Annotated in this window: 11 protein-coding genes; 3 read left to right on the top strand and 8 right to left on the bottom strand. The window is 50.3% G+C overall.

Going from position 1 to position 12733, the window contains the following annotated elements; genetic code table 11:
• Window positions 1-14: 14 nt before the first annotated feature.
• From HZU75_RS16225 to HZU75_RS16200, 6 genes are all read right to left on the bottom strand, one after another.
• Window positions 15-458, bottom strand: coding sequence for a DUF4124 domain-containing protein (locus HZU75_RS16225; protein ID WP_180307014.1), 444 nt, complete (start codon window positions 456-458; stop codon window positions 15-17).
• 107 nt (window positions 459-565) lie between these two features.
• A complete protein-coding gene (rfaD, locus tag HZU75_RS16220; RefSeq protein WP_180307013.1) occupies window positions 566-1570 on the bottom strand; it encodes an ADP-glyceromanno-heptose 6-epimerase in 1005 nt (334 codons plus the stop codon).
• 9 nt (window positions 1571-1579) lie between these two features.
• The gene (locus HZU75_RS16215) at window positions 1580-3370 is read right to left on the bottom strand and encodes a glycoside hydrolase family 9 protein (RefSeq protein ID WP_180307012.1); all 1791 of its coding nucleotides are present in this window, start codon (window positions 3368-3370) and stop codon (window positions 1580-1582) included.
• Between the two features lie 35 nt (window positions 3371-3405).
• The gene (locus HZU75_RS16210) at window positions 3406-4299 is read right to left on the bottom strand and encodes an ROK family protein (RefSeq protein WP_180307011.1); all 894 of its coding nucleotides are present in this window, start codon (window positions 4297-4299) and stop codon (window positions 3406-3408) included.
• A gap of 13 nt (window positions 4300-4312) precedes the next feature.
• Window positions 4313-4990 (bottom strand): uracil-DNA glycosylase, encoded by a 678-nt coding sequence (gene ung / locus HZU75_RS16205; protein WP_180307010.1) that lies wholly within the window; start codon window positions 4988-4990, stop codon window positions 4313-4315.
• Entirely contained in the window at window positions 4987-5478 is a 492-nt protein-coding gene (locus HZU75_RS16200) for a PilZ domain-containing protein (protein ID WP_180307009.1), read from the bottom strand. Before HZU75_RS16200 ends, ung begins: the two co-directional genes overlap by 4 nt.
• 132 nt (window positions 5479-5610) lie before the next feature.
• Between HZU75_RS16200 and HZU75_RS16195 the strand changes: the two genes are divergently transcribed.
• Window positions 5611-6420 carry a carbonic anhydrase gene (locus HZU75_RS16195; protein ID WP_180307008.1) on the top strand — a complete coding sequence of 270 codons (810 nt, stop codon included), beginning with the start codon at window positions 5611-5613 and terminating at the stop codon, window positions 6418-6420.
• Between the two features lie 104 nt (window positions 6421-6524).
• Here HZU75_RS16195 and acnB read toward each other — a convergent pair whose 3' ends face one another.
• Both acnB and HZU75_RS16185 read right to left on the bottom strand, forming a co-directional pair.
• A complete protein-coding gene (acnB, locus tag HZU75_RS16190; protein ID WP_180307007.1) occupies window positions 6525-9110 on the bottom strand; it encodes a bifunctional aconitate hydratase 2/2-methylisocitrate dehydratase in 2586 nt (861 codons plus the stop codon).
• A 263-nt stretch (window positions 9111-9373) separates the two neighbouring features.
• Window positions 9374-10858 (bottom strand): DNA recombination protein RmuC, encoded by a 1485-nt coding sequence (locus HZU75_RS16185; RefSeq protein WP_228028111.1) that lies wholly within the window; start codon window positions 10856-10858, stop codon window positions 9374-9376.
• 67 nt (window positions 10859-10925) lie between these two features.
• Between HZU75_RS16185 and flgA the strand changes: the two genes are divergently transcribed.
• Together flgA and HZU75_RS16175 are read left to right on the top strand one after the other, a co-directional pair.
• Entirely contained in the window at window positions 10926-11615 is a 690-nt protein-coding gene (gene flgA / locus HZU75_RS16180) for a flagellar basal body P-ring formation chaperone FlgA (protein WP_180307006.1), read from the top strand.
• Between the two features lie 177 nt (window positions 11616-11792).
• A complete protein-coding gene (locus HZU75_RS16175) occupies window positions 11793-12722 on the top strand; it encodes a bifunctional riboflavin kinase/FAD synthetase (RefSeq protein WP_180307005.1) in 930 nt (309 codons plus the stop codon).
• The last annotated feature ends 11 nt before the right edge of the window (window positions 12723-12733 follow it).

Below are 12733 nucleotides of genomic sequence, written 5' to 3'. Positions count from 1 at the left end.
ACTTCTACCAAAACTTATTTGCAGTTTTTTTCCAAGAATGCCTGTTTTTCAGCCATTTCTTGTTTTTTCTTTTCCGCCTCTAAAAACTCAACCGAGCCTTTATCGTTGATCTGCTTGTACAGTTTTGCATTTTGCAAGAAGCTTAAGCGCTTTTGTGCTTCGCTACATGCAGCCTCATCACGCGCGGGCGCTTTGGTGGCAGCTGGGCTAGCCTGTGGCTGAGATTTTGCCGCTGTGTCACTGCCCGATGCGGCAGAGGCGTCCGCTTTTTTCGGCGATGCGACATTGGTCACTGCGGTATCTTTGACATTAACCTTTTTTGCCTTAGCCACACCTGCTGGTGGAGGCTGATCTGAGTAAACAACCCGACCCGAGGCATCAACCCATTTAAAAACCTCAGCGTGTGCGGTTAAGGTTAAGCACGCGGCTGCGATAAGAAGTCCGCTTGTTAGACGCATTATTACAACCTCGAATAAAATAATGGCAATTTCACAATAACATAATTCTAGCAAAATGCTGTATGCGCCCCATCTCTACGCGAGCAAAGAGAGGCGCAGGACGCGCTTTAACGCAAACCCAACAGGCTTTCAACATAGCGCTTCACGCCCTGCTCCACCGTCAGAAATTTTTCCTGATAACCGGCTTCGCGGAGCAAGGTGAGATCAGCCTCGGTAAAGCATTGATATTTGCCTTTAAGCGCATCCGGGAAATCAGTGTATTCCAACACGCCTTCGGCCAGCATTTCATCGAGCGTCAGCACCGATTTGCCCTCAGCAACACGGCAAGTGTTCACCGCAGTAATGGCAATATCATTAAATGACTGAGAATGACCGGTGCCGACGTTGTAAATGCCGCAAACTTCGGGATTATCGAGGAACCACAAATTGACTTTCACCACGTCTTCAACCGACACAAAATCACGCGTATGGCCGCCAGCGGGATAACCGCCGTATTCGCCAAATAGTTTTACTTTGCCGGTGGCTTGGTATTGGTTGAAATGGTGAAACGCTACCGAGGCCATGCGCTCTTTATGCCATTCACGTGGGCCGTACACATTAAAGTAACGGAAACCCGCTACCTGCGCGGTGATTTCACCGGCGGCAATACGCTGGCGCAGCACTTGATCAAACAACAACTTAGAGTAGCCATAGACATTCAGCGGCTTTTCGCAATCCGGTGCTTCAATAAAGCCGTTATCGCCATTGCCGTAGGTAGCCGCCGATGAAGCAAACAAAAATTGCGCCTCTTCAGCCTGACACCACTCAAACAAGCTCAAGGTGTACTGATAGTTGTTATCCATCATGTACTTGCCATTGTGCTCCATCGTGTCCGAGCAGGCGCCCTGATGCAGCACGGCAGTGACCATGCCGTCGAATGAACCGGCGGCCAGCTCTTCGATAAAGTCTTGTTTGTCGAGGTAATGGGCGATTTGCAGATCGGCCAGATTGCGAAATTTATCCCCGCGCGTGAGATTATCCACGGCGATAATGTCGGTTTCACCGCGCTCATTGAGCGCCTTAACGATATTCGAGCCAATAAAGCCAGCCGCGCCAGTTACGATAATTGCCATGCTCAATCCTTATTGTGTATTTGCAGTTTTCGCGATGCGGGTGCACAAGGCTAAGTATAACCATGCTGCGTGCGGCATCCATTGTTCGGTCCAGCGCCAGCTATTGGCCATGGTAGCCACTTCGCTTGGGCGGAAATCAATATCAGTTTCGTCGTCCAGCCCGCTGGTAATGCCATTGCAAACGCCGCCTGCGGCATTAAAGAAGCCTGGTTCGTAGCGTGGATTGTTGCGACCCCATCCTTGGAGCATGCAGGCGTCAAACGGATTGTTACCCAGCACCCAATCGAGTGCGGCTTGCTCATAACGCGCCAATTGAGCACTGAGCTCAGCATCATCGGCAAACAAGATTTGCGCCCGTGCGGCTGCGGCAGCAATTGAGCCCAAGCGGGCGTTTTCACCCTGCCACCAGTAGCCAGTACCATTGTCATGCGGAATAAAGAACTGGGTATTGCCTGCTACGCCATTCTGCATAACGTACTGACGTGGATACCCAAAGGGGTTATTTACTTCGGCAAAGGTAATCTTAAATTCATAAGCATAGGCTTTACGCAAAGCTGCTTTAATCTCCGCGACCAAGGCGTGCGCTGGCAAGACTTCGATAAAGCGCATCAGTGCGATATAAGGCAAGCCCGCTTCAGCGGCATGGAAGAAGCTGCGTTGGCCTGCATGATCAGCCACAAACCAGCCATCAGCAGTTTGGCGTGCCAGTAAGTTCTTTACGCGCAATTCGGCGGCTGCTTGATACTGCGCAGCGGGCGAAACCGCTTGCAGCTCGCACGCAGCCAGCAACGCGCAATAGTCATCAATAATGTTTTCAACGCCATCTTCGAGGTAGCTAACATTATTGGCTTCCAAATCGGCAAAGCCTTGTTGTGCGCCGGCCAAGTATTGTGCGCGGGTAAATTCGCCATCGCGATCCAGCGTCGATGCGCGCGCCAAAGCGGCAATCGCCGCTCCACCACCTTGGCGATACGCCGATTGATAGCTGGCGTATTTGTCGCCTTTATTGGTTTTGTATTCACACAGCGAACGACGCGCAGGGTCTTTACTCCACTGATCAAACTGCGTCATGTAGAAAAAGCCCTGCTCATCCTGCATGCGCAGCAGGAAATCTGCGCCATGGCAGGCTTCATCGGTAATGCGCTCATAGAACCACTTATTGAAAAACGCCACACGCTCTGCGTCATCTGGAATCAAGCACAGCGCAATATGGTCTTCAATCCAGACAGGGCGCGCTGGAAATTGCTGTAGACCATCCACCAGATTCCATACCACTTGTGGGGTTTGTTGTGGATTCATGTACTGCGCAAATGATAAATGTGACATGTATTTCGATACATCGCCCGAGGCGTCGTACCAGCCACCATGCACATCACGTACCTGATCAGAGTCAACCACCGGAGCAGTACGGTCGGCTGCATCAAAAATACCGGTACAGCGCTGGCCTTTGATGTAATGCACGATGTCTGAAATCAACAATTCACCCAATAAGTGATTTGCGATTTTGAAGTTGTGCGACACCAGTGGTGGCGTCATGTCATCAATCGCGATGAAATATTCGCCAACGGCGCTCAACTCGCTAAATTCGGCTTGCCAGTAGTGACGTTTTTTACCTGACGCGCCAAAAGTCCAATTCGCTACCGCGCCCTGCACCAAAACCGCGCCACGATGAACGGCCTGACGAGTCTGGGCATCGTAAACCGTGAACGACTTGCCGGTCAGTACATCGGCTGGCGCATCAATCAGTGCCACCTTGCGACTGTCGGGTTCAAAACCTAGATGATTGAGAATAATTTTCAAGATGAGCTCGCTAGTAATAAGAATAAATCGATCACTTAAACTGCAGTGCCATTGGTGCCATAGCAATTGAGCCAGTTTTTGCTCGCGCCGATCATGCCAGCATGATTGCCTGCGCTGGCCAGCACAATTTCAGTCATGTTTTTAAAATCGGGCAATACCGCAGCATCTACAGCCTGTTGCAATTGGTGTAAAAAGGCCTCTCCGCGTGCCGTAATGCCGCCGCCAATCACCAAGCGCTCAGGATTGATGGCATAAATTAGATTGGCCAGACCCGTTGCAAGTAGTTTAAACCAATTGTCCACAACCGCAGCAATCGCGGCATCGCCCTGGTCATAAAGTGCAAAAATTGCGCGACCATCGAGCGGCTCAGTACCTGCCAAGTGACTCGCAGCCTGCTGCAGCCCTCGCATCGAGGCGTAATCCTCCCAGACCAAACCATCAATCTGCATATAGCCCCATTCACCTGCGGCGGCACGATGCCCTCGGTAGATTTGATTATTGATCACAACCCCGCCACCGATGCCAGTGCCAATTGCCACCGCGATGTAGTTGCTAATGCCTTGCGCCGCACCGCGCCAGCCTTCGGCAATTGCGACACAATTCACATCGTTATCAATCGCCACCGGCAATTTTAGTGCGGCTTCCAGCGCCACCTTCACTTGAGTGCCAGCATAACCCTCGACTGCCTCAGCGGCACCCAGCACCACCCCTGCTTTGGCATCAATTAGACCAAAGCTGCTAATAGCTATGCCTTGGGCTGCATATTTGGAAATGAGTGGCGTCGCTAATTCGATCAATCGTTGAATTAGTCCCGCGCCGCCAGCCAACTTGGGCGTATCACACAATTGCGCCAGCAATACCTCACCGTCGGCATTCACAATGCCATATTTGATCTGCGTGCCACCAATATCAAAAGCGATTAAATTCATGCAATATTCCAAATCATGCGGCAGCCCAATCGATCGGGGCTTTACCATGTTGTTCTAAATAGGTGTTCGTGGCAGAAAAATGGCCGCAGCCACTAAAGCCACGGTAAACAGATAGTGGCGATGGATGGGCTGACATTAGAACGCAATGCGCATTGCAATCAATCAATGCGGCTCGCTTTTGCGCATGCGCTCCCCACAGTAAAAACACCAAATTGCTTTGGGTGCTGGCAAGGTGCGCAATCACTGCGCTGGTGATCACGTCCCAACCATTTTTGCTGTGCGAACCAGCGCAGTCCGCACGCACGGTCAGTGCAGTATTTAATAGCAAGACGCCCTGCTCAGCCCAACCGGCTAAATTGCCATGTTGTGGCGGCGTCAGGCCAAAGTCGCGCGACAACTCTTGCCAGATATTACGCAATGAAGGTGGCGTTTTAACGCCGTGTGGCACTGAAAAAGCCAGCCCATGAGCTTCACCTACGCCGTGATACGGGTCTTGCCCAACAATTATCACCTTCACCTGTTCAGGATGCAGACTTTCCAGCGCACTAAACCACTGTGCTTGCGGTGGATAAACCACTGATTGTGCGACTTCTTGAGCCAGAAATGCCTCAAGTTTTATCACTTTAGGGCTTGCTAGTGCATCGGCCAGCACGCCACACCAAGCTGAAGGAATTAGTTTTTCAAGTTTCATGTATGTGACTTTACTTGCTGAATAGCTCTGCGATGATAACGAAATACGGCTTGTTCAAAATGATCTGCCAATGGGGTGCTCAAATCTAACTGTGCAGTGTAATTCCAAATGTCGCCCTGTGGCTCTGCTTGCACAATTTGGGCTGGCAGTTTCAACAGCAAAGGAAATTGAGTTGAAAGCGCGAGATGAATTACACCTTGGTCAGATACTTGGTGCAGTTGCAACGATTGCCAGCAGATGCGGTCCATACCTACACAGACTGATTGAGTCGGCGGCAACTGGATATTCTGGCTTTTCGCCAGCCACAGCAATAACAAATCCTGCTTCGCTTGCGCCAGCTCAATAGCATCTGTGTTTTGCTCAAAGTCGGCCAAAACCATTAGATATCGGATCAACTCCCAGTCGCTGGGTTGAACATCCGTATTTTCATCACCCCACTCAAAAGGTAATTGAGCACAAAAGTGTGGGCCGGTAATTTGATTCATCATGAGTCAACTGCTGTAGTCATAAGCAATTATAACGTCGAACAATCACAGCTAGACACTCATAGCGCAGTAAAAGTTGCCACAAGCCTGACTTCACTGACTAAAATACAGCAATACCTTTTGATTAGGCTTTCAATGATGCGTAAAACATTGTCACTTTCAGCTTTATGTTGCGGCATACTCATTGCTGCACCGATTTGCCTTGCAAATAGCACCGCTCATTCAAGCGGCAAGACTAGTAAGCATGCAGCAGTAGCGCATGACCCGTCGCACTGGAGCTATGAAGGCAGTACTAGCGCAGAAAATTGGGGCAATATGAAGCCCGAGTTTGCTCTATGCAAATCAGGCACCCAACAATCCCCAATTAATATCACCGAAGCCTATTCGCAAGCGCTAGAGCGCATCCAGTTCAGCTACCAGCCTAGCAAATTGAATATCCAGAATAATGGACACACCATTCAGCTCAATTATGATCCCGGTAGTTTTATCACTGTAGGCACAGACAAATACCAATTGCTGCAATTTCACTTTCATACCCCTAGCGAAGAGGCAATTGGCGGCAAGCGTTACCCAATGGTGGCGCATTTAGTGCACAAAAACGAGGCTGGGCAACTTGCCGTTGTGGCTTTATTAATCAATCAAGGAAAGGATGATAATCCACTATTTAATCAATTCTGGGCCAAGCTTCCTACCGAACACAAAGAAACCCGCATTTTTGATGACATCCAGTACAACGTTGCCAGCCTGCTGCCCGGAAACCAAAGTTACTGGACTTTCATGGGCTCTCTGACAACACCACCTTGCTCGGAAGGCGTGCGTTGGTTTGTGCTGAAAAACCCATTAAATATTTCAGCCAAACAAATTGCTCGATTTAAGCGTGAATTTGCTATGAATGCTCGACCACTGCAATCGTTATTTGATCGAGCAGTACTCGACAGCAACTAGATACTAGATCAGGGTATAAAATACAAGCAAAGCCAATACCTTGCTTTTCATGCAATACCCAATAAAAAAGCCCCGCAATGCGGGGCTTTTTTATTTACTCGCCATTAGGCCTGAACTGAGTCAGCCTCAGCTTGGTAGGACTCAATCTGGTTGAAGTTTAGGTATTTATAAACTTCAGCCGATTTGCTGTCGAGCACACCTGCATCAGCCATGTACTCTTCAACGGTTGGCAGGCGACCCAAACGCGAAGCGATCGCAGCCAATTCCGCCGAGCTCAAGAACACGTTGGTGTTTTTGCCCAAACGGTTCGGGAAGTTACGTGTTGACGTTGAAACCACGGTTGCACCTTCACGCACTTGCGCTTGGTTACCCATGCACAATGAGCAACCAGGCATTTCAGTACGCGCACCCGCTGCGCCGAATGTGCCGTAGTAGCCTTCTTCGGTCAGTTGCTGAGCATCCATCTTCGTTGGTGGTGCGATCCACAATTTAGTTGGCAGATCACGTTTGCCTTCCAGCAATTTACCCGCAGCACGGAAGTGGCCGATATTGGTCATGCAAGAGCCGATGAACACTTCGTCAATCTTAGTGCCAGCGACTTCAGACAATACTTTCACATCGTCCGGATCGTTCGGGCAAGCCAGGATAGGCTCTTTCACGTCAGCCAAGTCGATTTCGATCACGGCCGCGTATTCTGCATCCGCATCGGGTTCGATCAGCGTTGGGTTAGCCAACCAGCTTTCCATGCTCTTCACGCGGCGTGCCAGCGTTTTCGCGTCACCGTAACCGTTAGCGATCATTGATTTGAGCAAGACGATATTCGATTGCAGGTACTCAATGATTGGCTCTTTGTTCAGACGAACTGAACAACCAGCAGCCGAGCGCTCTGCAGAAGCGTCAGTCAATTCAAACGCTTGCTCAACTTTCAAGTCTGGCAAACCTTCGATTTCTAGGATGCGACCAGAGAAAATGTTTTTCTTACCGGCTTTAGCAACCGTCAACAAGCCTTGTTTGATTGCGTAAAGCGGAATCGCGTTCACCAAGTCACGCAAAGTGATGCCAGGTTGCAATTGGCCTTTGAAACGAACCAATACAGATTCAGGCATATCGAGTGGCATAACGCCTGTTGCCGCAGCAAACGCCACCAAGCCAGAGCCGGCTGGGAATGAAATACCGATTGGGAAACGAGTGTGCGAGTCACCACCAGTACCCACAGTATCCGGCATCAACATGCGGTTCAGCCATGAGTGAATTACGCCATCGCCTGGGCGCAGAGAAACACCGCCACGATTACGGATGAATTCTGGCAATGTGTGATGCGTTTTCACGTCCACTGGTTTTGGATACGCGGCAGTGTGGCAGAACGATTGCATAACCAAGTCAGCCGAGAAGCCCAAGCACGCCAAGTCTTTCAACTCGTCGCGCGTCATTGGGCCAGTGGTATCTTGTGAGCCCACTGAAGTCATTTTTGGCTCGCAGTATGTACCTGGGCGAACGCCTTGACCTTCTGGCAAGCCGCACGCGCGGCCAACCATTTTTTGTGCTTGCGTAAAGCCCTTGCCTGAGTCAGCTGGGTCTTGTGGCAGACGGAATACCGTTGAAGGAGCCAAGCCCAAAGCTTCGCGTGCTTTTGAAGTCAGACCACGACCGATGATCAAGTTAATACGGCCACCAGCGCGCACCTCGTCGAGCAATACTTCGGTTTTCAAGCTGAAAGTGGTCACGACTTGGCCGTCTTTTTCTACCTTGCCTTCGTATGGGTAGATCGTAATCACGTCGCCCATGTGCAGGTTAGTGACGTCAAATTCGATTGGCAACGCGCCGGCATCTTCCATGGTGTTAAAGAAGATCGGTGCAATTTTGCCGCCAACGCAGTAACCGCCAAAACGTTTGTTTGGCACAAATGGAATGTCTTCGCCCGTCCACCACAATACTGAGTTCGTCGCTGATTTACGGCTAGAACCAGTACCAACCACGTCGCCCACGTAAGCGATTGGGTGGCCTTTTTTCTGCAGCTCAACGATTTGTTTCATTGGGCCCACAGAACCTGGCTGATCAGCAACGATGCCTTCGCGTGGGTTTTTCAACATGGCCAAGGCGTGCAATGGAATATCTGGACGCGACCACGCATCTGGTGCTGGCGACAAGTCGTCGGTATTGGTTTCGCCGGTGACTTTAAATACGGTCACAGTCACTTGTGATGGCACTTCTGGGCGGCTGGTGAACCACTCAGCATCAGCCCAAGATTGCAGAACCGCTTTGGCGTTGGCATTGCCCGCGTCAGCGAGTTCTTTTACATCATGGAAGTAATCAAACATCAACAAGGTTTTTTTCAAGCCTTCAGCTGCAATGCCGCCCACTTCAGCGTCGCCCAGCAAATCGATCTGTGGCTTGATGTTAAAGCCGCCCAACATCGTACCCAGCAATTCAGTGGCTTTGGCGCGTGAGATCAAGGCACAGGTTTCAGTGCCATTTGCAACCGCAGCCAAGAAAGCCGCCTTTACTTTGGCGGCATCATCCACACCAGCAGGAACGCGGTGTGTCAACAATTCAACCAAGAATGCTTCTTCGCCAGCTGGCGGGTTTTGCAGCAGTGAAATCAGATCAGCAGTTTGTTGTGCAGACAGTGGCAGTGGTGCAATGCCAAGCGCAGCGCGCTCAGCGACATGTTGACGGTAGGCTACTAACACGGCGATACCTTTTAGGAGTGTGAAGGGTAGTATTTCTTTGCAGTTCTTATTGATATACAGCAAATCTTCTGCATTTTAGCGCGATGTGACGGTGCTGTGAATCAGCAAGGCGCATTGTTTGTAGCAAAAACAGGGCGACTACGGCACAAAATGCAGGAAAGCCCGTATAGCAAGTGAGCTACACGGGCTTAATCATCACAGTTTATTACAGGGTATCGCTATAAAATTCATACTGAATAATGGTTATGGGGCTATACACCCAATTAATTAACCACATCCATCAAGAGCGGATCACTCTCACCCGACAATCGCACTTGTTCAATTTCAATAAAGCGTTTTGAGATTTTGTCGCTGGTAATGCTAACTTGCTGCACATCATCGTGCGCCTGACGAATATGTGTCGCCAATTTTTTCATTCGATCGTCAAAACGGCTAAATTCTTGTGACAACTTACCCAATGCGTCTTTGATGATGTGCACTTGCTTGCGTGTCTCAACATCTTTAATGACCGCGCGTGCGGTATTGAGCACCGCCATCAAGGTCGTAGGCGACACAATCCACACGCGGCGCGCCATCGCGTGCTGCACCAATTCGGGGTGATAGGCGTGAATTTCGGCAAACACCGCTTCGGCCGGAATAAACATCACTGCGCCATCGGCCGTTACATTAGGCACGATATATTTATTGGCAATGTCGTCGATGTGTTTTTTTACGTCAGCCTTAAATTGCCGCGTCGCAACCACTTTATCAATTTCATTACTAAACATGCGGTGGTAATTTTCGAGCGGGAATTTGGAATCCACCGCCACCGTGCCCGTTGGCTCAGGCAATTTCAGCAAGCAATCGACCCGCACGCCACCCGGCAAGCTTGCTTGTAGTTCATAGACTTGAGCAGGCAACACATTACTGATCAAATGCTCTAATTGAACCTCACCAAATGCACCGCGGCTGCGTTTGTCGCCCAACAACTCTTGCAAACTCACCACATTGGTCGTTAAGCCATCTATTTTTTTCTGCGCTTCATCAATCGTGGCCAAACGCGCCATCACATTGGCAAAGGTTTCATTGGTTTTCTTAAAGCCCTCATCAAGGCGCTCGGTTACTTTGCCGGAAATTTCGCCCAGACGGCTATCGGTCGCCTTGGTTAGCTCGGCTACACTCGTCGTTAGTGCTTGCGATGATTGTTGCAGTGCGGCCTGCAATTGCTCCATCTCTCGCTTGGATTGCTCGGCCAGCATAGTAGAAAGCTTAACCAACATATCCTCGCGCAAAGCATCTTGCTTCCCTTGCAGGGCAGCGGAAATATCGCCTAGTTGCTTGATAACCTGCTCGCGAGTCTCGCTTAGACTGGCTACTAGCGAAAGCCTTAAAGTCGCCAGCGCATCACTTTGGGTGTTTTGCAAACGAGTCATCGATTCGCGACTCTCTTTCATTTCTTGCGCCACGCTGGAGCGCAGCCGCTCAAATGATTCGCTCATGCCGTCACGCAAACGATCACCCGAGCGATTCACTGCCTCGTGCAGCAGAGCACCGTGCTGCGTCAAACCGGCATTAAGCGCCTCAGCTTGCTTGCTCAGGCCTTGATGTAGGTCTGTGAGCATTTCACGGTGCTTGGCTTCTAAATCATGGGTAAGCGCATCCAGCACTTCGCGCTGATTGCTGGCTAGCTGCTGCAGACGGGTTACGACCAGTACCCCGGCCAATAAGACCACTAGGGTCGAAATTCCAAACAACAACTCCAACATCATGTAAATCCGATTTATTTCCAAAACGCCGATTGTAGGCGATGCACGCAGATGCGCCTATAATTTGCGGATGCAAAAAATAATCCCCTTACTGTTTATTATTCTGACTAACCCACTTTTGTTCGCCGCCACTGGCAAACAAGATTTAAATTTGGTGCAGAAAGAATTCGAGCAATGGCTTGATAATGCCTTAGCCAATAGTCCTGGCACCGCCTCGTACACCATTAATAAACTAGATCCGCGCCTGCAATTAGAGCCGTGCGCGGCCATTGAAGTGAGTCTTCCGCAAGGCTATCGCTTAATTGGCAAAACCATGCTGCGCGCCAAATGCCTGCAGGGCGCCAGCTGGAGCGTGAATACCCCAGCGCAAATCACCATGCAGGTTCAGTATGTGGTTGCGGCTCGCCCGCTAGGCGCCAATCAAACCCTTGCCGATGCTGACTTGATGCTACAGCGCGGTGATTTAGGTACTTTGCCAGGCTCGGTGATTTTGGATTCAACCCAAGCCCTAGGCCGCGCCTTAAATACTGCCATTGCTGCGGGCCAGCCAATCCGTAAAGAGCACCTACGCGCCGCGATGGTGATTCAGCAGAATCAGCGGGTCAAGATTTTGTACCGCGAAGATGGCATCGAAATCAATAATGAGGGTATAGCCTTGGGCAATGCAGCGGAAGGAGCCATCGTGAGGATACGAGTGGGGGGTAATACTATATTATCTGGCACAGCACTACCTGGAGGTGTGGTTTTGGTTAGCCCCTAATGCTGCCGACACTACGCGATCGCCGCTTTAGCCCATTATCGTCAGTACGGCCTAGGGCAATAATCTGACAATCTGGGATTGTGACGGTAGAATACACCTTGGCGCAGCGGCTATAAAATAAGCCGTCTCAATTTCAGTTCAATACCCATTGTGGTTTGCGAGAGCAATCAATCCGGCATGCAAGTTTTTCGCGGTACACCGCCCACCCCCATTACGCGCTCTGCGCTGACAATTGGCAATTTTGATGGCATGCATCTTGGCCATCAAGCCATGCTGACCCAACTAAAGCAATCAGCCACTGAGCGTCAATTGGCCAGTGTAGTCATGACGTTCGAGCCACACCCTCGGGAAGTGTTTACTCCGGCAACCGCCCCTGCGCGCCTTACAAGTCTAAGAGAGAAAATTGAGTTGTTTAGCCGTGCAGGGATCGATTATTTAATTGTTCAGCGTTTTAACTCGGCGTTTGCTGCCTCTAGCCCAGAGTATTTTCGGGACCACATCATCGCCAAGCAAATCAATGCTCGCTACGTATTGGTTGGCGATGACTTCCGTTTTGGCGCCAAGCGTGCTGGTGACATCGGGCTATTGCAACAACAGACGCAATTCGAATGTTGCAGTTTACCGACGCACGACTGGGCCGGTGAGCGGGTATCATCCACCGCGGTTCGCAACGCACTACAACTAGGCCAACTGGATGTTGCTACGCAATTATTGGGCCGACCCTATTCTATCTCTGGGCGAGTGGTAGGCGGTGAGCAATTAGGACGGCAATTTGGCTTCCCTACCGCCAATATCCAGCTGAAACACAACCGCCCACCATTAATGGGCATCTTTGTAGTTGAAATTCATGGACTGGAACGCACCTATCAAGGCGTTGCTAGTCTAGGGTTTAGACCAACCATTCATGGTGGCGACCCCACACCGAAACTTGAAGTGCATATTTTTGATTTCGTGCGCGATATTTACCGGCAGCATTTACGCATCGATTTCTTGCATAAACTTCGCGACGAAGAGAAATACCCCGATTTTGACACGCTGATCGCGCAGATTGGCATCGATTGCCAGCAAGCCAAAGACTGGTTTGCGGCACGCACAGCAACAGTTTGAAACATTGAATT

It is taken from the genome of Chitinibacter fontanus, from assembly GCF_013423785.1.
Classification (GTDB): domain Bacteria; phylum Pseudomonadota; class Gammaproteobacteria; order Burkholderiales; family Chitinibacteraceae; genus Chitinibacter; species Chitinibacter fontanus.
Note: the sequence above shows the minus strand (reverse complement) of the source record. Positions and strands in the feature narration are given on the sequence as shown.